Origin of the sequence: Larkinella arboricola (assembly GCF_003259745.1) — a bacterium.
Classification (GTDB): Bacteria; Bacteroidota; Bacteroidia; order Cytophagales; family Spirosomataceae; genus Larkinella; species Larkinella arboricola.
Map to the genome: position 1 here is coordinate 563083 of NZ_QLMC01000002.1, position 19767 is coordinate 582849.

17 protein-coding genes are annotated in these 19767 nt (G+C 54.3%); 4 read left to right on the plus strand and 13 right to left on the minus strand.

What is annotated here, in order from left to right; all coding sequences use genetic code 11:
• Positions 1 to 238 precede the first annotated feature (238 nt).
• From LX87_RS09420 to LX87_RS09435, 4 genes are all read right to left on the minus strand, one after another.
• On the minus strand, positions 239 to 2434 hold the full coding sequence (locus LX87_RS09420; protein ID WP_111627953.1) for an alpha-galactosidase: 2196 nt from the start codon (positions 2432 to 2434) through the stop codon (positions 239 to 241).
• A gap of 95 nt (positions 2435 to 2529) precedes the next feature.
• Positions 2530 to 2889, minus strand: a complete 360-nt coding sequence (locus LX87_RS09425) for a DUF4406 domain-containing protein (protein WP_229310607.1) — start codon at positions 2887 to 2889, stop codon at positions 2530 to 2532.
• Positions 2890 to 3060: 171 nt separating this feature from the next.
• Positions 3061 to 3582 (minus strand): RidA family protein, encoded by a 522-nt coding sequence (locus LX87_RS09430; protein WP_111627954.1) that lies wholly within the window; start codon positions 3580 to 3582, stop codon positions 3061 to 3063.
• Positions 3583 to 3626: 44 nt separating this feature from the next.
• Positions 3627 to 4760, minus strand: coding sequence for an FAD-dependent oxidoreductase (locus LX87_RS09435; RefSeq protein ID WP_111627955.1), 1134 nt, complete (start codon positions 4758 to 4760; stop codon positions 3627 to 3629).
• Between the two features lie 328 nt (positions 4761 to 5088).
• Between LX87_RS09435 and LX87_RS09440 the strand changes: the two genes are divergently transcribed.
• On the plus strand, positions 5089 to 6039 hold the full coding sequence (locus tag LX87_RS09440) for an aldo/keto reductase (RefSeq protein ID WP_111627956.1): 951 nt from the start codon (positions 5089 to 5091) through the stop codon (positions 6037 to 6039).
• Here LX87_RS09440 and LX87_RS09445 read toward each other — a convergent pair whose 3' ends face one another.
• Positions 6040 to 7209, minus strand: coding sequence for an alpha/beta hydrolase family protein (locus tag LX87_RS09445; RefSeq protein ID WP_111627957.1), 1170 nt, complete (start codon positions 7207 to 7209; stop codon positions 6040 to 6042).
• 99 nt (positions 7210 to 7308) lie between these two features.
• Here LX87_RS09445 and LX87_RS09450 point away from each other — a divergent pair, with 99 nt between their 5' ends.
• The 3 genes from LX87_RS09450 (at position 7309) to LX87_RS09460 (ending at position 10483) form a co-directional block, all read left to right on the plus strand.
• A complete protein-coding gene (locus LX87_RS09450; protein WP_111628350.1) occupies positions 7309 to 8715 on the plus strand; it encodes a sulfatase family protein in 1407 nt (468 codons plus the stop codon).
• Between the two features lie 48 nt (positions 8716 to 8763).
• On the plus strand, positions 8764 to 10167 hold the full coding sequence (locus LX87_RS09455; RefSeq protein ID WP_111627958.1) for a sialate O-acetylesterase: 1404 nt from the start codon (positions 8764 to 8766) through the stop codon (positions 10165 to 10167).
• A gap of 133 nt (positions 10168 to 10300) precedes the next feature.
• The gene (locus LX87_RS09460) at positions 10301 to 10483 is read left to right on the plus strand and encodes a hypothetical protein (protein WP_111627959.1); all 183 of its coding nucleotides are present in this window, start codon (positions 10301 to 10303) and stop codon (positions 10481 to 10483) included.
• Here the strand turns inward: LX87_RS09460 and LX87_RS09465 are convergent.
• From LX87_RS09465 to LX87_RS09500, 8 genes are all read right to left on the minus strand, one after another.
• The gene (locus LX87_RS09465) at positions 10480 to 11388 is read right to left on the minus strand and encodes a Nif3-like dinuclear metal center hexameric protein (protein ID WP_111627960.1); all 909 of its coding nucleotides are present in this window, start codon (positions 11386 to 11388) and stop codon (positions 10480 to 10482) included. The two genes, LX87_RS09460 and LX87_RS09465, sit on opposite strands and share 4 nt — an antisense overlap.
• A gap of 33 nt (positions 11389 to 11421) precedes the next feature.
• The gene (locus LX87_RS09470) at positions 11422 to 12906 is read right to left on the minus strand and encodes a helix-turn-helix domain-containing protein (protein WP_111627961.1); all 1485 of its coding nucleotides are present in this window, start codon (positions 12904 to 12906) and stop codon (positions 11422 to 11424) included.
• A 117-nt stretch (positions 12907 to 13023) separates the two neighbouring features.
• Positions 13024 to 13485, minus strand: a complete 462-nt coding sequence (locus LX87_RS09475; protein WP_111627962.1) for a hypothetical protein — start codon at positions 13483 to 13485, stop codon at positions 13024 to 13026.
• A gap of 192 nt (positions 13486 to 13677) precedes the next feature.
• Positions 13678 to 14100, minus strand: coding sequence for an OsmC family protein (locus tag LX87_RS09480; protein ID WP_111627963.1), 423 nt, complete (start codon positions 14098 to 14100; stop codon positions 13678 to 13680).
• Between the two features lie 135 nt (positions 14101 to 14235).
• The gene (locus tag LX87_RS09485) at positions 14236 to 15693 is read right to left on the minus strand and encodes an amino acid permease (RefSeq protein ID WP_111627964.1); all 1458 of its coding nucleotides are present in this window, start codon (positions 15691 to 15693) and stop codon (positions 14236 to 14238) included.
• 68 nt (positions 15694 to 15761) lie between these two features.
• Positions 15762 to 15962, minus strand: a complete 201-nt coding sequence (locus tag LX87_RS09490) for a hypothetical protein (RefSeq protein ID WP_111627965.1) — start codon at positions 15960 to 15962, stop codon at positions 15762 to 15764.
• A 135-nt stretch (positions 15963 to 16097) separates the two neighbouring features.
• Positions 16098 to 16352: a hypothetical protein gene (locus tag LX87_RS09495; RefSeq protein WP_111627966.1), complete on the minus strand. Its 255-nt coding sequence runs from the start codon at positions 16350 to 16352 to the stop codon at positions 16098 to 16100.
• Between the two features lie 597 nt (positions 16353 to 16949).
• Positions 16950 to 19589 (minus strand): putative Ig domain-containing protein, encoded by a 2640-nt coding sequence (locus tag LX87_RS09500; protein ID WP_111627967.1) that lies wholly within the window; start codon positions 19587 to 19589, stop codon positions 16950 to 16952.
• Between the last annotated feature and the right edge of the window lie 178 nt (positions 19590 to 19767).

Sequence of the window (19767 nt, forward strand, 5' to 3'; positions counted from 1 at the left end):
ATCAGGGTTTTATGCAGGCTGACGGTTTTGTTCGGCTGACAGCCGGGTTCGCGGATTACGCCGTTGGATATCCGGGTGAAAATAAAAGAATCCCCGTTTTGGGCGGGGATTCTTAACGATGAAAAAGGCGGGCTTTTTCATCGTTTCCTGGAAAATAACCTGGATTTTGACAATACTACAAAAGCCCGGATTATGTTTCAAGTTATTTGTAAACTTTTAGTTACTTATGGTGCAAGTTTTATTTACTTTCCGTTACTTCCAAAACCACGCTGGCACGACGGGCATCCACCTGGGGATTAAAACCGACCGTCATCAGGTAATCGCCCGAATAAACCGTCTGGTTGCGGTTGATGGGGGAGTTGGTACCCGGAAAAACGTTCAATTCCTGAATCGTGTATTTTCTGGCCGGGTCCAGTCCTTTCAGCCGAATCGGAGCCTGGCTGCCTTCGCGATACCGGTTGCCAACCAGGTAGTTAAACCAGATTGCCCGATCCTGCTTCTCGCTGACATACATCAGTGAGGCCATGTCGCTCGTTTGGGGTGACACCAGCCGGAACAGATCGCCCTGCCAGATCACATCTTTTACCCGGCTGTAGGTTTTCAGAGCATCCTGACTAAAAGCGAGTTCTTTTTCGTCAAGCTTGCTCACCACAATGTCGTACCCCATTTTTCCCATCATGGCCACGTCTGTCCGGAATTTAATAGGTTGTTTGCCCCAGTCGGTGATGTGGTTACACGTGGCGATGGACGGATAGAAGTAAGAATAATTCCACTGGATGAAAATCCGCTCCAGACCGTCGGTATTGTCGCTGGGCCAGAACTCCGTAAAGTATTTCAGTGCCCCGTAATCCACGCGGCCACCCCCGCCCGAACACAGCATCAGCGGCAAGGTCGGGTATTTGGCTCGTAACTGTTCCAGCACTTTGTAAAGCCCCTGCACATAATCGACATAAAGGTGCGACTGGTTGGGGTTTGTGGCCGAATAAGCGTTATAAATGACGGCATTGCAGTCCCATTTGATGTAGCCCAGCGTCGGATTTTTGGCCAGAATACCGTCTACTACACCGTAGACAAAATCCTGCACTTTCGGATTAGAGAGGTCCAGCACCAGTTGATTCCGGAAGTAATATTCGGCCCGGTTCGGGAGTTTGATGACCCAATCCGGGTGTTTTTCGTACAGTTCGCTTTTCGGGCTGACCATTTCCGGCTCCAGCCAGATACCAAATTTGATGCCCGCGCTTTCGGCCTCTTTCACCAGATACCCCAGGCCGTGCGGCAGTTTCTGCTTGTTTTCCTGCCAGTCGCCGAGGCCCGTGTGGTCGTCGTTGCGGGGGTATTTGTTGGCAAACCAGCCGTCGTCCAGCAGAAACAGATCAACGCCCAGCTTCTTGCCGTCTTTAAACAACGCCGTCAGTTTTTCCTCGTTGAAGTCGAAATACGTCGCTTCCCAGTTGTTCAGCAGGGTCAGGCGGTTGCCTTCGCCCTGCGGAATGCGGTGTTTACGCGCCCAGCGGTGCAGGTTCCGGCTGGCCTGACCCTTGCCCGCGCCGGAGTAGGTAAACAGAAAAGCCGGGGTGACAAACTCCTTGCCGGGGGCCAGCGTGTATTCCGATGCGTACGGGTTGATGCCCGCAAGCAGCCGCAGGTTTCGCAGCGGATCAACCTCAAACTCGATTTTGTAATTTCCCGACCAGGCCAGCGTTCCGGCAATAACCTCCCCGGTTTCTTCTTCGGCGGGTTGGTTCAGCGCCAGCAGAAAGGAGGGTGGCTGAAACAGGTCGGCCCGCGTACCAAGCTTGGTATCAAGCACCTTCAGGCCCGCCGTCAACTGAATTTCTTCGGGGTTCATTTCCTTCGCCCAATCGCCGTGGAAGTGGGTCAGGTAATACTTCTGCGCCGGAATGTACAGGTTGGCCGACGCGTATTTCTGCAAACGGACGGCCTTTTTCTCCGTGTGCCGGATGCTCGACCACTGCTCGATGACATCCTCCTTCTGGTACGCCTTGTAGTGCAGACTGACCTCAAACGGATACTGCGGATCTTTCAGATAAACCGTGGTCAGCACCACGCCATCGGCCACGTTTTTGGTTTCGTGCCGAACATACCGCAGGTCCGACGACGGGTTGCCATCGGCGTGAGCCACCTGAAGCGCCGGTTCGAGCAGGTTGCGGCCCCCGGCGGGTGTGTAAGCGGAATTGTAAATTCGGGTGTAATCTTCACCGCGTTTGCTGTTTTCGGGCAGTAAACCGTAGTCGCCCGCATTTCGAAGCCGTTTGCCGAGGTGAACAACCGTTGGATCACCGTCTTTATCCACACGAATGACCAGGGCCGTGTGCTGGGTTTCAATCGCAATATGCGTGTCGCCGGGCGCTGTCGGGAAGGCGGTTGTTGAAAATAAGAGGGAAGCAAAAAGTAAAATCGTGAATCGTATCATGCCGGGTTCGGTTAACGATTACAAAGCTAAGAAAGAAAGCGCTATGGTGATTCACGACCCCGCAACCCGGTCCGAAAACCGTCATCGGCTGCGGTTCAGGCAAATCTAATTTCGTCTAATGAGGTGAAAACGGCTTTACCCAGCTTACGGCCCTGAGCCACCATTTCGTCCGCCCCCTGCGACGGTCCGCCAATCCGCAGAACGGCATCGCAATGAGCCAGCAGGTCAACGGCAACCGGGTGGAAAATCTGGTTGAATACCGGGTCGCCGATACCCGTGGATCCCGCCGTTTCAATCAGCGGCAGCGCAACCCATTCGCCCAGCATGGGCAGATGACCCCGTTCGAAGAGTTGTAGAGCCACGTCGGTCATCTGCTGGACGTTGGCGGCAATTTTTTCGGGCTCATCGTTGGTGCCGGAGCGGTACGGACCCGCTACTAAAATCATTTTTTTCATGGTGTAACTCCTGTCTTGTTTTTAAATCCAGGGCAAAAGTTAAGACAATTTTTGTTTGATAATGATCGTAATTGATTGTTTTTGATTGAACGGTAGGGGGTCGTATAGCAATAAAAAAGCCCGCCGTAGACCAGAATCGGTCTACGGCGGGCTTGCCTGATTACGGATGCCTTATTCGACTTCGACAATCATTTCCACTTCAACGGCATAGTCGGAGGGCAGGGCGGCCACACCCACCGCTGATCGGGCGTGCTTGCCTTTGTCGCCAAATGCCTTGACCATCAGGTCAGAACAGCCATTGACTACTTTCGGTTGATCGGCAAATTCGGGCGTGGAGTTGACCATACCGAGTACTTTAACTACCCGTTTAACTTTGTCGAGATTGCCGATTTCAGCTTTCAGGGATGACAGCAGACCGATGGCCGCGAGCTTGGCGGCTTCGTAGCCCTGTTCAACCGATAACTCCTTGCCCAGCTTGCCTTTGATGCCCGTGCCGTCGGCGCGGTTGGAAACGTGACCGGACAGAAAAACGAGGTTGCCCGTCCGGACGGCTTTTACGTAGTTGGCCAGCGAAGCCGTGGGTTTGTCGAGCGTAATACCTTGTTCTTTCAGCTTGGCTTCCACCGATTGACCAAAGGAAACTCCCGCAGACAAAAAACAACCGATGGCGAAAGCCGTACAAAATTTCTTCACAAGAGAATAGGGTTTGGTTAGATAATGGTTTATAAATAAATTAATTAGCTTCTCATTTCTTTCATCACCTGCTGGAGAATCTCGACCCACTCCTGGGTGTATTCCCGTTTGGGCGTTGTATCCCAGTTGCCGACCAGACCGTTCCCGCCGAGGTAAATACCGTCTTTCCGGGCGATGATGTTAGCTCCTTTGATAATGAGCTTGTAGGTCACCTCCGACTGCGGAATCAGACAGGCCAGCTGACCCGAAACCGGCGTCAGTTCGGCGTCGTTGAAAATCTCTTTGGCCCCCAGCCCCATGCAGTTGACCACGCACCGTTCGGGCAGGGCGTCGATGTCTTCCAGCCGTTTGATTTCGTGAACATTGAGTTTACCGCCCAGCATGATAAACATATTCATCTGATGGTGCAGGTAACTGGGAATGTTAAACATCATGTTGGAACGCCAGGTGACATACTCAGCCCCGAACGAATGGTCCCTGCGGCTGATTTCCTGCCGTTCGGGAATCAGACCGTCGAGGTGGTAGACTTCTCCGCCCATCGCCGGGTTCGAGACGTTCGTGGGTTTGGTCGGAAAAACGTTGTACTCATCCACCCAGGCGGCAATATCGTCAAGACCGAGCATAAATTGAAACCGCCGGAACGAAAACCGGGTCGCATTTTCCCATAACGCCTGAAATTCCGGGGTGGCCACCTTCGGATCGCAGACGCGCGAGGCCGGTGACCAGGTTCCGGTGGCCAGGTTGCTGGTTACATTTGGAGGTAAATCTTTCGTGTAAATGGTTACTTCGCAGCCTTTTTCCTGAAGCAGCCGGGCCGTTGCCAGACCGACCGTTCCGGAACCCAGCACGGCCACCTTTTTTTCGCCGGTAGTCATCACCAGTTCGCGGGCCAGATTGCCGGTTCCCCACGACAGCGACCAGCCGCTGCCGCCGTGACCGTAGTTGTGGACGATGGTTTTGTTGCCCAGGGCTTCCTTGGCGATGCGCGGCCCGGACGCCCGGAAAGGCCGCAGGCCGACGGTTTCCTTGACGATCCGGTCCAGCGACAGCTTCAGTTTGGGAACGCGGTGCATGGGTTGTCCGGCAAGGTTGTGGTAGCGGGGGGCGCAGGAGGTCAGGCCGGAGGCAAGGGCCAGCGAACCCACGCCAGCCGTTTGCAGAAAGTTTCGACGGTTCATAGTCGCATACCGGATCCAACGATCCGGTTTTGAGAAAGTGGTTAAGTAGGTATTGAACGAAAGCCAGAAAAGGCAGTCGCGGGAATAAGTAAGCGGCCGGAATAAATCTAGAGGAATTTTTTATAAGACAAAATATAGTATGGTGTTATTAGAGAATATGTCCTATTTGTTTTTCGATAAGGCCAATTTGGCAACGAAGGTGGATTGGAATTATGTAACTAACCGGGGTCTTGTTCGTATTTCTGTTCAACTTTCAGCGCGTGAACGGGGTTAGTCAGTAAGCGGCAGCAAAAACTGGCTGCGTCGCAGAAATACAACCCAAAATAGTATGAATAAGCGCAATATTGGAAATTCGGGCCTGCAAGTGGCCCCGCTCGCTTTTGGCGGCAACGTGTTCGGCTGGACTGTTGATGAAGCCACCTCGTTTCAACTCCTGGATGCTTTCGTCGATGCCGGATTCAACCTCATCGATACGGCTGATTCGTATTCCCGCTGGGTGCCGGGCAATCAGGGCGGGGAGTCGGAAACGATTATTGGCAACTGGCTGAAACAGCGCGGCAACCGGGATCGGGTGGTGATTGCCACCAAGGTGGGTTCGGATATGGGGTCCGGGAAAAAAGACCTGTCCAGCGCCCACATCCGGAAGTCGGTTGAGGATTCGCTGCGCCGGTTGCAGACGGATTACATCGACCTTTACCAGTCGCACTACGACGATCTGGAAACGCCCATTGAGGAAACGCTGGCGACCTACGCCGAACTGGTCAGGGAAGGAAAAGTGCGGGCCATCGGCGCGTCCAACCTGTCGGGCGACCGGATCATCCAGTCGCTGGAAATCAGCCAGCAGAACGGTTTTCCCCGCTATGAAAGTTTGCAGCCGGAATACAACCTCTACGACCGCGCCGGGTACGAGCAGGAGTACGAAGCGCTGGCCCGCCAACACCATCTCGGGGTGATTCCGTACTATTCACTCGCCAGCGGTTTTCTGAGCGGGAAATACCGTTCCGAAGCTGATTTTTCGAAAAGTCAGCGCGGGCAGGGCATGAAAAAATACCTGAACGACCGGGGTTTTGCCATTCTGAGCGCGCTGGATGAAGTTGCCAACCGGTATGACGCCAATCCGACGCAGGCGGCTATCGCCTGGCTGATTGCGCAGCCGACCATCACCGCGCCCATTGCCAGCGCCACCCGCATCGAACAGTTGCAGGACCTGATTAAAGCCACGGCATTAACCCTGGACGAATCGGATTTGCAAACGCTCAATTCGGCCAGTGCCGCTTGATTATTTCAGCAGGGCCATCACGGCATCGTCGCCCACAACGGCATTGGCCGGACGCGGGTGTGCGTCGTTGAATACCTGTAAGTCAGCCGGTTTTAGCAGCACATTCGGGCTTTCGTCAATCTGTCCGTTTTTCTGAATCCGGTTCAGATCGAGTTTCAGGTGTTTGGCCAGAAACCGGTACGCTGCCGCCCGCTTCGACGGACCGTAATCGTGTTTTTCGTTAGCAAGGTGGACGTTTTCAATCCGGTCCTGCGCACCGTAAAAACCGTAGATACGCCGGATGTGGGGATACTCCACATTCGGCGTGTTGAGGGTCCAGTCGCCCCCGTCCGAAATCATGATCATGGGCCGGGGAGCCGCCAGGGCCGCAATCTCCACGTTGTTGGTTTCGTGCGTCGGGCGCTTGTGAATGGGCATCCCGCTCTCGCACACACAGCCGCCAAAGAAGTGGGCCGACACCATCACCACCGGCACCGATACCTTTACCCGCGTGTCCAGAGCGGTCAGCAGAAAGGTTTGCGTACCCCCGCCAGATTCACCCGACACCGCCACCCGCTCCGGATCAACTTCCGGCAAACTCGTCAGAAAGTCCAGAGCCCGGATGCTGTTGAGAGTCTGGAGCTTGGCCGCTTCCGGAATCTTGTGATCACACTGCTTCGAATCGCCGTAGCCGAGCATGTCGTACACAAAGACAACGGCCCCCATCCGCGCCATCGAGATGCAGCGTTGCTGGGTCTGCTCCACAAACCGGGCGTCCTGATTGGGCGTGTGGCCGTGGGGGCACAGCACTGCAGCGGTTTTGCCGGAAACGCCCACTGGTTTATAGAGATTGCCGGTAATATAAAAGCCGGGCAGGCTTTCAAAAGCGACGTTTTCAACGGTATAGCCGTCCATTTTTCGCAGGCTGTGCCGAATCGGTTTCAGGGGAGCAAAAGCCGGTTTGGCCGGGAGCTTCATGCCGTCGCGGATGCCTTGCCGGATCAGGGCCGCCCGTTTTTCCCAGGAAGCCCGGTCGGTGTATGCCTGACCGCATTGTTCGAGGGCTTTGGCGCCGTCGGCTTCGCTGAAATATTTTCCCTGACGTAAGTCGGGACGGTCGGGATTCGGTTGGGCGAGCGTGGCCAGGGGCAGGAGGGACCATAGGCAAACGGAAAGAAACGAAGAACGCATTACAGAAAGGGTTTTAGGATCGTGCTAAAATAACAAAAAAATGGTGTCATTTGCGGGAAAGCCGTTTATTTGCAGTTCGCAACCAAAACGTTCCTGTTCATGATTCCACGTTTCAAACTTCTGCTTTTATTTTTCCTACTATTTCTATCGGCTTTATATGAGTCTAGAGCGCAATCTAATCGTCAGCCGAATTTTATTGTCATTCTGGCCGACGATCTGGGCTACGGTGATCTGGGTTGTTACGGCCACCCGACCATCCGTACACCGTTTCTGGACCAGATGGCTACCGAAGGAAAGCGGTTTACGCAGTTTTACGTGGGGGCCAACGTCTGCACCCCCAGCCGGGCGGCCCTGCTGACGGGACGGTTGCCCATTCGGAACGGTATTTTTGGCAAACGCGTGGTGTTCTTCCCGAATTCCGCCAACGGTCTGCCGCACAGTGAAATAACCATCGCCAAAGCCCTGAAAACGAAAGGGTACGCAACGGGTTTGGTCGGCAAATGGCACCTGGGTTCCAAAAAGGAATACCTGCCGCTCAGCTACGGTTTTGATTCGTACTTTGGTCTGCCGTATTCCAACGACATGGGCAAGGTGGGCTCTTTCGGGCCAACGGCTTCGGACCAGGCGGCTCGGGTCAATACCAACCCACCCCTGCCATTGTACCGCAACAATGAGGTGGTGGAAACCGAGCCCGATCAGCGGCAACTAACCAAACGCTACACCGACGAAGTACTGAAATTCATCACGGCCAACCGGTCGAAACCGTTTTTTATGTACTACGCCAGCCCGTTTCCGCACGTGCCGCTGTATGCATCGGAGCAGTTTAGCGGAAAAAGCAAGCGCGGGTTATACGGCGATGTGGTGGAAGAACTGGACTGGAGCGTCGGGCAGATTCTGAAGAAATTGAAGGAGTTGAAACTGGACAAAAATACGGTGGTGGTTTTCCTGAGCGATAACGGGCCGTGGCTGATGAAAAACCGGCTGGAAGAGGTTGGCGGTTCGGCGGGGCCGCTCTACGAAGCGAAAGGCTCGACGTACGAAGGCGGGATGCGCGTGCCGGCCATTTTCTGGGGACCCGGTCTGGTGAAAGCCAACACGGTTTCGACGGCGGTGGCGACGTCGATGGATATTCTGCCGACCTTTCTGAACCTGGCCAAAATACCGCTGCCGACCGACCGACCGCTTGATGGGCAGGACATCACGGATGTACTCAACGGCAGGAAGGACAAAGGCGCGGAGGTGGTGTATTACTACGATGCAGACCGTCTGTACGCCATTCGGAAAGGACCGTGGAAAGCGCACTTTACGACCCATCCGTCGTACTCACCCGAAGCGCCCGTGCCGCACGATCCGCCGTTGCTCTACAACCTGGAGGTGGACCCCGGCGAACGGTATGAAGTGGGCAAAAAACACCCGGACGTGATTGAAGACCTGAGAAAAGCGTTTGAAAAACACCGGGCGGGCGTGGTGGCCGTTGAACCCCTGCTGGACGCCATTGTGGAATAATAGCCGAAATTTCCGACTTTTGATTTTCCCCAATCGCTTCGTATAGCTATGAAAAAAATTCTGTTGCTGCTTTTCTGTTCGGTATCGGCTTTTGCCAATGTTTCGCTGCCGTCCATTCTCAATTCCAACATGGTGTTGCAGCAGCAAACCGAGTTGGTGCTCTGGGGCTGGGCCGATCCGACGGAGAAGATAACCGTGTCGGCGAGTTGGGCCAGCGCCCCCGTAAGTACCACCTGCGCCAACGATGCCGTCTGGAAAGTGAGTCTGCAAACGCCCAAAGCCGGAGGTCCGTATACGATCACGATTCAGGGACACAACAAAATTGAACTGACCAACATCCTGATCGGCGAAGTCTGGCTCTGTTCGGGGCAGTCGAACATGGAAATGACGGCGGCCGGGGGCGTGAAAGACGCGCTGGCCGAAGCACCGACGGCCAATTATCCAAACATCCGGTTTTTCAAAGTCTCCAGACGGGCTGCGGAAACAGCGCAGGTCGATGTGCGCGGCAACTGGACGGTTTGCGATTCGGCGACAATGAAGCATATCAGCGCGGTGGGTTATTTTTTCGGGAAGAAATTGCAGAACACCCTGAATGTGCCCATCGGTCTGATTGATGCGTCGTGGGGCGGTTCGTTCATGGATTCGTGGGTGCCCGAGACGCTTGCCATGCTGTATCCCGAAACCCGGCGGTCGGCGCTGGCAATGCCCAAAGCGCCCTGGGCACCCAACAAGGCCGGAGTGCTCTACAACGGCATGATTGCGCCCCTGACGGCTTTCCCGATTGCTGGGGTGATCTGGTACCAGGGCGAAGCCAACCGGCATGATGCCCCGGCGTATTACAAACTGACGCACACGCTGGTGGATGCCTGGCGGGGTCTCTGGCAGAAGGAGTTGCCGTTTTACTACGTACAGATTGCCCCCTTTACCTACGGCGACAAATTCCAGACCGCGGCCACCCGCGAAAGCCAGACCCGGGCGATGGACATTCCCAAATCCGGCATGATCGTGACGACCGATCTGGTGGATAACCTCAAGGATATTCACCCGGCATACAAAAAAGAAGTCGGTAACCGGCTGGCCAACTGGGCGCTAGCCGAAACCTATGGGCAGAAAGTCGGGCTGTACAAGAGTCCGCAATACCGTTCGATGGTGGTAGAGGGGGCCAAAATACGGCTCACGTTCGATAACGCGCCCAACGGTCTGGTTGTGAAAGGGAGCGAGGTGACGGAGCTGGAAATTGCCGGGGCCGACGGGGTGTTCTCGAAAGCCCAGGCCCGCATCAAAGGCAATACGCTGGAAGTGTGGTCGGAGGCCGTGAAAAATCCCGTTGCCGTCCGGTTTGCGTTCCGCGATGCGCCGGTGCCGAACCTGTTCAGCAAGGAAGGGTTGCCGGTTATTCCGTTCCGGACGGATGCGTGGGATCTGGGAGTAATGCCGGTTGTAAAGCCTTAAAAAAGTTATTGATAAGCGGAACGGCTATAAGAAATGGCATTGGGTCGGGAAGAAACGGTGAAATGAAAACAAAACCGTTCTTTCCCGACTTTTTATTACAATACTTATTATTACAATACTTATTTTGATCCCCATGCACTACGGAGATACGGTAAAACACACGGATGCCAGCGTCAACAACGGCCACCCCATGACGGTTTCGAGCATGAACGAAGACGACACCCAGGCGCTCTGCCGACTGGACGACGACTCGGAAGAGTGGTTCGACGTAACGGACCTGACCGTGGCCGAAGAACTCGACGATAGTTTTATCTAAAGATACGTAAACGGGTTTTTCGAATCCACGTAGGTAATCTTTACGTCCGGTAACTTGGGTTGCAGCCAGGGCACCAGCCACTGCATACCGGGGGCTTCGCTCATGATGTGGCCCAGAACACCCAACGACAATTTCTGGCCCTGCTGACGGGCATCCCTGACGTATTCGGCGGTTTCCCACTCGCTGATTTCCCCACACAGAATCACATCGGGTTTGACCTGCCCGAGCGCCAGAATGTGGCTGCGACCGCCTGAGGCTCCCGGCATCAGCAGCACCCGCTGGCAGGATTGGGCCGGATCGCCCACCACCCGCATCATCGGAATGCCCAGTTTCTCCTTCGCGTGGGCAATAAGCTGTTTCAGCGGCATAGGCGAGGGGAGCGTCACCAGCTTCGGGTTATTCGAATCCGTGTATGTCTGCCATCCCAGCGCGTCCAGCACGCCTTTATAAATACCGTCGGGGCGGTGCGAGTGCCAGTAGTCGTGAAACCGCCAGACGGCAATCCCGTTTTTCTCCAGCAAACCGTATTTTTTCTTGAACACTTCGTCGTTTTTCAGCCAGTCGGTTTCGTCGGCGTGGTTATAAAACGTCGGTTCGTGGACAATGATGAAGTTGGCGCCCAGTTGTACGGCTTTTTCGATCACCTCCGTCGTGGCAAACATGGCCGAAACAATGCCGGTTACGTTCTGGTCGCGGCTGCCGGATTTCAACGTATCGACGGTTTTCGGAAAGGGGGCGTTGGGGATGGTTTTCAGAATCATATCCATCACCTGTCCCACCGTGACGGGTTGGGCGGTCTGCCCGGCTGATTCCAGGGGAGCCAAGCCCGATACCGTCAGCAGCACCGAGGCTTTGGTGAGGTTACTGACAAATTCTCTTCGTCCGGGATTTTCGGCTTTTGTCATGATGGGGTTCGTGTTTATGAATGGCGCAGGGCGTTACTTCAATTCTTCCAGCGACTTTTTCATGGCTTCAATTTGGCGCTTTTTCTGCAAAACCGTTGGGGCCGCCACCCGTTCGCGGCAGTCGAAAATTCCGCAGCGTTCGCAGGCTTCGTTGACAATCCGTTGCGGGATACCGGGCGATACCGGGTTGAGAAACCGGAGTTTGTCGCGCAGGGTGTCGTTCATTTTAAAACACATCGACACGCTCATGTTCTGCTGCTGGTGGGGCTGGTACGACTGGGCCACCGACACAATAAAGAAGGTGTTACCCGTATCGGCGTAGGTTGACAGCTGGGCCTGACACAGGGCTCCGGTATAGTTCCTGTTTTTTTGCAGAAAAGCCAGTTCCTGAAGGATTGTCAGGGCTACCCAGCGACGGCAGTAATGCTCATCCATCATGCTTTTGGGGCCCTGCTGCCGGGTCAGGTGCATCTCCTTCGTTAGGTGGAAATCCGTTTGTCCGGCGGTGTTGTTGAAGCGGTAAAAAAACAACTGGTCAATGCCGAAATGTTTGGGCAGGAGGTTGCTCAGGCGGTAAAAGAACCGTTCGGGCGTGGCCTGAAACGACTGAATAAGTGCGAGAAAGTTTTCATTGCTCCAGGTTGGCTGGTCGAAGATTTTCTGCAAACGCGGTATGAGGTCATCCCGGCGAATCAGAATGGCACCGGCAAAATACGACGCCTTGTAATTGTTCAGAATCTGCTCAAACGTTTCCACCTCCACGTATGAATACGTGTACGGACGATTTTTCAGGTTCAGGTACTGGAAACCGACTTCCCGCGCCAGAATAAACGTTTTCTGTTCCGCAGACAGGTGGCTGTTGAGGTAGAGCGTTCCGGATTCGGGGCGGAAAACCGAGCGCAGACCGGCCAGTTCGGGATTGCTTTCCCGGTCAAAATACTGGATGGTGTAATTGTAGTGCGTTCGTAACAGGCTGCTTAACAGGGTGTCGTCGACCAGGGCGTGGCCCGAGGCAAACTCCGTCAGGAACCGGTCGCTTTCTTCTTCGATGTCCCCGAAGTAATTGTCGTGCATTTCCTGGTACGACCGCAGCACCGACATGTAGAGCCGTTCGACGCTGACGTGGTAACTGCGCCCGATGTTCATGACGGTCGAGATCATGGCGCTGACTTTGGCCGGGGCTTCCGCCAGCAGTTCGAGCAGGTCGGCGGGGTCGATGCCCAGCAGTTCAAGCGGAATTTCGGTCAGAAACCGTGAGCGCAGCAGGTCGGATATGGGCTCAAGCTTCTTGTTTAATTTCAGCGAAACCAGCGTGTCGTAGTCTACGTCCATAGCCCTGGCGAGGGCGGCAATCTTATCGGTTTTGGGGTATTTGCGCCCCTTTTCAATTTCGGTGAGGTACGATACGGAAAGCCCCGATGTCTGGGCCAGTTCACTGATCGACAATCCTTTGTCCAGCCGGATCTGTTTGAGTTTCAGTCCAAAAAGTAATCGGATATGATCGGGGTATACGGCCACTGAGTACGGATGTTAAGATGGTGTCAGGAGTAAAATTACCGCTAAAAACGGCGGCAAACAAAAAGTCCATCCGGTAACTGATCGGACCGGATGGACTTTGGGGAGGATGATCAGGGCTTAACGTTTTGTGCCTTTATAAGACTGGGTCCATTCAACCAGCGTGCCATTCTGGTTTACTTTCGTAACAGCCGTTAACGTCAGATTCTTGCCTTCGAATGACCCACTGCTGGTGTATTCGCCATCGTATACTTTATTGCCAAATGTCAAATTGTTACGGGTCCTGGTGACCGTAAATTGCGTGCCATTTAATTTAACGACATCCGTGGTCGTAACACCGGGAAATTCTGACGTGAGCTTCATTTCATTCGCGGCCTCACCTTTGGCCAGGGTAATGGTTCCTTTGCCACTGTCTTCGCTGTAATTGGGAAACCCGGGAGTGACCTTGGTTTGTGACGTATAGTCAATGTCATACACACCGATGTACTGTTCCCGCGGGTCAACGTCTTCACCCGAAGAGCCGCCTTTTTTACAGGATGCAATACTCAATACAAGGATAAAAAGGATGGCGATGCGTCTCATTGTGCCAGTGAAATTTTTCAAAGTTGAAATGTTGATAGGGTCATTCTCGCCATAAAAACGAAAACGCGCCCTGAAATTATATATTCAGCAGCAAAGGATACGCCAAAAACGGCTATTTAAACAAAAATAGCCCACCGAACCCGTGGAAAACCGTATTTCCGGGCCGGTGGGCATTGGGTGTATCGGGTTGACTTAGGCCAGCGTGGCGTCCACGCTGATGGCGGTATTGAAGAGCTTGGAAATGGGGCAGTTTTTCTCGGCATCCGCTACCAGCTCATCAAATTTTTCTTTGCTGATGTCCGGAACGCTGGCCGTAACGGTCAGTCTGGAACTGCTGATGCTGCCGCTGTTGGTATCCAGGCTAACAACCGCTTTGGTGTCGATGGACGTGGCAGTAAAGCCGGCTTCCTGAAGATTGAAAGCCAGTTTCATCGAAAAACAACCGGCATGGGCGGCTGCTACCAGTTCCTCCGGATTGGTACCGACACCATCGGCAAAGCGCGTATTGAACGAATACTGTGTGTCTTTCAGAACGGTGCTGGCGGTGCTCAGCGTACCTTTGCCATCTTTGCCTGCTCCTTCCCACCGGGCGGTGGCATTGCGTTTAATTTCCATAGTTATGGGTGAATTAGAGTTTAAGGTGGTAAAGTAAGAAATGTTGTGAACAGCTCCCTAACAATCTTAGGCTCCGGTGCAAAAACAAGACATAACACATGAAGAAAGTTGAAGAACGTACGTTCTGGCTACGGGCTACTCCTGGTGCTGGCTTGAAGGCGTTTCGCGTAATTTACTCCGTTTTTTGCCGTACAAAAAGTAGATCGCCAATCCCAGGGCCAGCCAGATGATCAGCCGCAGCCAGGTATCACCCGGCAGGGAAAACATCATGACGGCGCAGGTCAGAATCCCCAGAATCGGCACAACCGGCACCCAGGGCGTCCGGAACGCGCGGGGGGCATCCGGCTGCTTTTTGCGCAGAATGATCACCCCCAGACAAACCATCACAAACGCCAGCAGCGTACCAATGCTTGTCATTTCGCCCACGACCCGAATCGGGACGAACCCGGCAAAGAGGCCGATAAACACACACAACAACAGGTTGGCTTTGTAGGGCGTGCGAAACCGGGGATGCACCTCCGAGAAAACGCGGGGCAGCAATCCGTCGCGGCTCATCGAAAAAAACACCCGCGATTGCCCCAGCAGGTCAACCAGTATGACGGAAATATAGCCGATCAGAATGGCGCCGATGATGAGTTGACCGAGCCAGCGGTACGGGGTTTTATCGATGGCAATTGCCACCGGGGCGGCACTGTCTTTGAATTCGGTGTAATGGGCCATTCCCGTCATGACGTAGCCGAAAAGCACAAAGAGGAAGGTGCAGACGAGTAGGGAGCCGATGATGCCGATGGGCATATCCCGTTGCGGGTTACGGGCTTCCTGGGCCATGGTTGCCACAATGTCAAATCCGATAAACACAAAAAAAACAACCCCGGCCCCGCGCAGCACCCCGCTCCAGCCGTACTCCCCGAACACTCCGGTATTGGCCGGAATATACGGCTGATAGTTGGCCGGGTCGATGTATTGCCAGCCCAGGGCAATAAATACCAGCACCACCAGCACCTTCAGCGCGACTACAATAGCGTTGAGCAGGGCCGAACCCGACGTGCCCCGGATGATGATGGCCGTTACCAGCACCACAATCAGAACCGCCGGTAAATTTAGGTAGCCGGACACAACGGCCCCGTCGGCCCCGGTGGCGGTTTCGAACGGGGAAAGGGTAAGCTGAGGGGGTAAGTACAACCCGTACGCGCTGAGAAAACGGTTCAGATACTGCGACCAGCTAATGGCCACCGTGGCGGCACCTACGGAATATTCCAGCACCAGATCCCAGCCGATGATCCAGGCAAATAACTCGCCCAGCGTCGCATAGGCATAGGTGTAGGCACTGCCCGATACCGGAACCAGGGCCGCAAATTCGGCGTAGCACAAGGCGCTGAAGGCACAGCCCACCGCAGCTACCAGGAAAGAAAGGGTAACGGCGGGTCCGGCGTGGTTGGCGGCTGCAAGGCCCGTTAGAGAAAACAAACCCGCTCCGATGATAACACCAATGCCAATAGCGACCAGATTAAGAGCCCCCAGGGAACGTTTCAGGGTGGTTTGCCCGCTTTCGGCGGCCTCCTGCCGAAGCAGGGCGAGGGATTTAATACGCATCGTGTCCAGAGTCAGTCGGCGAAAAATAAGACTTCAATTTGACAAAAGGCTAGTTCCTCCCTGAATAATTAGGGAGTGCCGCCCGCGCCCGGCTGACCGCCAGCGGACTGATTGCCTGAAATCGCCGGAAACCGGGTGCAGGGAGGAGAGAGGGATAGAGACAGGTTGAAAAACGGGATGGCGTAGATAAGCCGGTTTTTCGTTACGTTAAAGGCGGTGGGCAGCAAAAAGCCGTACTGACTTTTCAGGAGCTGTCCGTGTTTGGTCATGACTTCGATGGCTTTTCCGGCCCGGATTGGCTAGCCGTCTGGTGGGGGCAGGTTTGAGTGGCAACCAAAAACGCGGAGCAAACGGCCCGGCGTTTTTGGTTTTCAATGACTATTCGCGCTACCTGACGCGGGGCCTTATCGGGATACGGGAAGGCTAAAGAAGTAATAGGTCCTTGAAGGGAGTTTGTTGCTGCGGTGGGAGAAATCGACTCGCCAGCCTTCGCTGCGAAACTTCTGGATTACGGTAGGGGTACACTGGCTGTCAAATAGTAGAACCTTCACCTTTTTCCCAATGAGCAGGAAGGATGCCCAGCTTTCCAGTTGCCCATTGATCATTGTTAATAAAAACTCTTTATCAAAAGGCTCCGAATGAGCCTGGCGCTTTTTCATAGTAATCGGTGAATTAAAAATCGGCTTTGCCGAATCTTTACGGTTTTATTATCTGGCAGTCGCCCGGTAACTGGAGCGAACCAAAGCAGATACGTGCAAACTGGCTTTTGCGTTGCGTATTATCAGACGAATGGTAGGAGAGGAAGTCACTGTATGGGCAGGAGCTATTTTATTGTAAAAGGCTTCTGCTTGCTCAGAATAGCGGTTTTGCCACTATGCCAAAGGAGTGATTTCGGCCAATAAACATACAAAAAAATGGGGATTGTCCAAAGTGACAGGCCTGCTGGAGCGGCAAAAAGGCCAAGAAATTATTTAATGTCCCTAAAAAGTGCTCTCGGGTAACCTTGAGTTACCGTTGTACGCTTGTAAAGTATAGATGTAATTTAAGCAGGACGGGTCTAAAGCAACGTTGCTTCTGACCGTCATCGTAGGCATAAATTGAATACCAAACCGGCTGGTTGGTACATTCATTCGGGCCGATGATACCGCTGGGCTATGAGCACAAAACCGGTATAGAGTTGTGGCAGGAAACCAGAAAAAAGAACAGCACCTACTGGCGAAGTAGGTGCTGTTCTTTTTTCCAGGACACGTCCTCTCTTATTTTATCTTCATCACCTTAATGGTGCGGGTTTGTGTTGGAGTACTCACGCGAAGTAGCAAAAGGCCTGCCGGTTGACCCGCTACCGACAACTGGTGTTGCTCGTGCGAACCGGCTTTGCCAAGCTGGCGCTCACTTACCGTTTTTCCCTGCATATTCAGCACCTGCATTCGTAACGGCAGACCACCTGCTCCCTGAATGCTGACCGTCACCTCGTCGTTAGCGATCGGGTTGCCTAACAGCACGACCTGAAGACCGTCAGCCTCTTCTGCCGACAACCGCGCTCCTGCGGGTTGATCCACGACTGTAAAGCTGATCGTCAGGGAGCCGCCCGCCGTACCGCCCGCTGCTGAAGCCGTGTAAGGCGTTCCCGTCAGGCTGTAACTGCCTGTGGACGGTGTCCAGTTGTTATAATTTCCATCTTTGTCTCCAAATAAGGCGTACGGTGCTCCATTGTCGGTCTGCGTACGGCTTTGTTTGCCACTCAACACCATCTTGACCGAGCCTACCGTGCCGGGATTGGTATTGGCCCGGATGTTGATACTGCGTGATGCCAGCGTGGCCAGGTTAATTTGTTCACCGTTGGTCAGTACCTTAATTACCTGATCGGTCGTAGCATTGATCAGACTAAAGCTGATGACTTCCTGCTGCGGACTGGCCGGGTTAACCGTCACGGCAATAACCTCTTGCGCGAACTGAGCGGGTGATCCGTTATCGGTTACCTTAATGGTCAGGCTGAACGTACCGGTGGTGGTCGGTGTCCAGGTGAAGCTGCCCGTGCTGGCGTTGATGCCGCTCGAAACGGGGCCGGTTGTGCTATACGTCAGTGCCTGAGCGGGTACATCCGCATCGGTGGCCTGAGCCGTAAAACCCAGGGTTTGCCCCAGCGTCATGGTTTTATTGCCAATGGAAGCCAGTACAGGAGCCTGATTGACCGGCGCTGCCTGATCAATTACCGTAAAGTTCATTGTCAAAGGAGTACCCGCCGTTCCGGTTGCGCCCGCTCCCGTGTAGGGTGTGACGGTCAGCGTATAACTGCCTTCCGCTGGTGTCCAGTTTTTGTAATCTCCGCCGGTGTCGCCAAACAGCGCATAAGGAAAGCCCGTTTCCGTTTGCGTATGGCTCTGTTTACCGCTGAGTACCATCTTCACCGATCCCACCTTTACCGGGTTTGTAGTAGCCCGGATGTTCAGGTTCTTTGTCGGCAAGGTCGCCAGGTTAATCTGTTCGCCCGGCACGAGCAGTTTGATCTCCTGATCGGTATCGGCATTCATTAAACTGAGGCTGACCACTTGCTGAGCAGTTACCGTTGCTGGATTAACGGTGACAGTTGCCTCATCAAACGCCGTAGCGCCCTGATCGTCGGTTGCCGTTAGTCGGAATACATACGTGCCGGCGGTTAAGCTGCTGGCCGTCAGGGTTAATGAGTTAGCTGCGGTCAGGGTAGCGGCTGGTCCCGATACTTTGGTCCAAACCGTGCTGACAAGGCGTCCATTATCACTGGCACTACCCGAGAGGCTCACCTGTGTCGTCGGTAAGCTGAGTTGCTTGTCGGCACCGGCATTGACCGTCGGGACCGGATTGGGCGCTGGGGCGTTAATGCGCAGGGCAAAATCATCGCTGGTCTGCCCACCCTGCCCGTCGCTGGCCGTTACGCGCAGCGTTAACGTCGTGCTGGCTGGGGACGTCCCGCTGAAGGTCCGGCTGGCGGCATTGAACGTTAACCAGGAAGGGAGCGAAGCGCCGGTTGACAGGCTGGCCGAGTAGCTCAGTGCATCGGCATTGGGATCGCTGAAGGTATTGCTGGGGACGGTATAGGTAAGATTGGTTCCGGCGGTTGCTACCTGATCCGGTATGGGATTCGATACAACCGGAGCCTGGTTGGCGGGCGTCTCGCCCAGACACTTGGTTTCGGTGCGTGTTAACGTTTGGGCGGAAGAAGGACTGACCGAGGAGTGGAACATCACGATCCGGTCGAGCAAATGACCCTTCGAACGCGCCGAAATCTGTAATTTGTACACCCCGGGTTTATCGAACTCAACCACCACCTGCATGGCATCACGGTCGCTGACGTAGGTAGCCCAGGCCCAGTTCCACACACCGGCGTTAAAGTACACCTTGAACCAGCCATCGCTGCCGGCTCCGTTCGGATTGGGGGTTTTGCCCGTTCCGTACGGATAGACCTTGCGGGTGGTCCGTTCGCCATAAAAATCGCTGGCATCCGGGAAGCGCAGCCAGGTGTCGTTATGGTCGGTCAGGGACGTACCCAGGCCAACCCGGTTGCGCCACTGAAAGATGTACTTACCCGTTTTGTTGATTTTAATGGTGGTTTCAATAAGGCCAATACCGGTTTTTGAGAAGTTTTCGGCCCCCGTCCAGTCAATGTAGGCGCTGCCGGTATGGCCCCCGGCGGACGTTTTCTTCTGCCAGCCGGAGGGCAGGTTCAGGGATTCGGTTTCGATTACCACAATCCCATTCTGTTCCTCGTAGGCCGCCGGGCAGGTCGCTACCCGAAGAGGGGCGGTACTGGTTGTGGTTGGCGAATCAACTGTAGAACCATCGCGCCCAGCGGCAGAGGCAGAAAAACCGGACAGAAATACAGATAAGCTGATGAGTAAAAGGTAAATGTAGTTCTTCATAACGTGTGAGTAATAAATAAATAGCGTTAGCGGGGGTACCCAGTATACGTTGTCTACAATTTGTATGCCGGGATTTGAATACCTAGTTCCAGCGGCTCCGGATTGTACTAAAAATGGTAAGGATTGCAGCCCGGCCAATGGTCAGGAGGAGGGCCGTCGCGGAGCAGGAATAAAGCGG

Bases quoted from the DNA above. Each gene is read 5' to 3' on its own strand.
- LX87_RS09475 (WP_111627962.1), bottom strand. From the start codon at position 13,485: ATGAGACGCATCGCCATCCTTTTTATCCTTGTATTGAGTATTGCATCC.
- LX87_RS09500 (WP_111627967.1), bottom strand. From the start codon at position 19,589: ATGAAGAACTACATTTACCTTTTACTCATCAGCTTATCTGTATTTCTG.
- LX87_RS09435 (WP_111627955.1), bottom strand. From the start codon at position 4,760: ATGAACCGTCGAAACTTTCTGCAAACGGCTGGCGTGGGTTCGCTGGCC.
- LX87_RS09460 (WP_111627959.1), top strand. From the start codon at position 10,301: ATGCACTACGGAGATACGGTAAAACACACGGATGCCAGCGTCAACAAC.
- LX87_RS09480 (WP_111627963.1), bottom strand. From the start codon at position 14,100: ATGGAAATTAAACGCAATGCCACCGCCCGGTGGGAAGGAGCAGGCAAA.
- LX87_RS09445 (WP_111627957.1), bottom strand. From the start codon at position 7,209: ATGCGTTCTTCGTTTCTTTCCGTTTGCCTATGGTCCCTCCTGCCCCTG.
- LX87_RS09465 (WP_111627960.1), bottom strand. From the start codon at position 11,388: ATGACAAAAGCCGAAAATCCCGGACGAAGAGAATTTGTCAGTAACCTC.
- LX87_RS09440 (WP_111627956.1), top strand. From the start codon at position 5,089: ATGAATAAGCGCAATATTGGAAATTCGGGCCTGCAAGTGGCCCCGCTC.
- LX87_RS09420 (WP_111627953.1), bottom strand. From the start codon at position 2,434: ATGATACGATTCACGATTTTACTTTTTGCTTCCCTCTTATTTTCAACA.
- LX87_RS09455 (WP_111627958.1), top strand. From the start codon at position 8,764: ATGAAAAAAATTCTGTTGCTGCTTTTCTGTTCGGTATCGGCTTTTGCC.
- LX87_RS09425 (WP_229310607.1), bottom strand. From the start codon at position 2,889: ATGAAAAAAATGATTTTAGTAGCGGGTCCGTACCGCTCCGGCACCAAC.
- LX87_RS09495 (WP_111627966.1), bottom strand. From the start codon at position 16,352: ATGAAAAAGCGCCAGGCTCATTCGGAGCCTTTTGATAAAGAGTTTTTA.
- LX87_RS09490 (WP_111627965.1), bottom strand. From the start codon at position 15,962: ATGACCAAACACGGACAGCTCCTGAAAAGTCAGTACGGCTTTTTGCTG.
- LX87_RS09485 (WP_111627964.1), bottom strand. From the start codon at position 15,693: ATGCGTATTAAATCCCTCGCCCTGCTTCGGCAGGAGGCCGCCGAAAGC.
- LX87_RS09450 (WP_111628350.1), top strand. From the start codon at position 7,309: ATGATTCCACGTTTCAAACTTCTGCTTTTATTTTTCCTACTATTTCTA.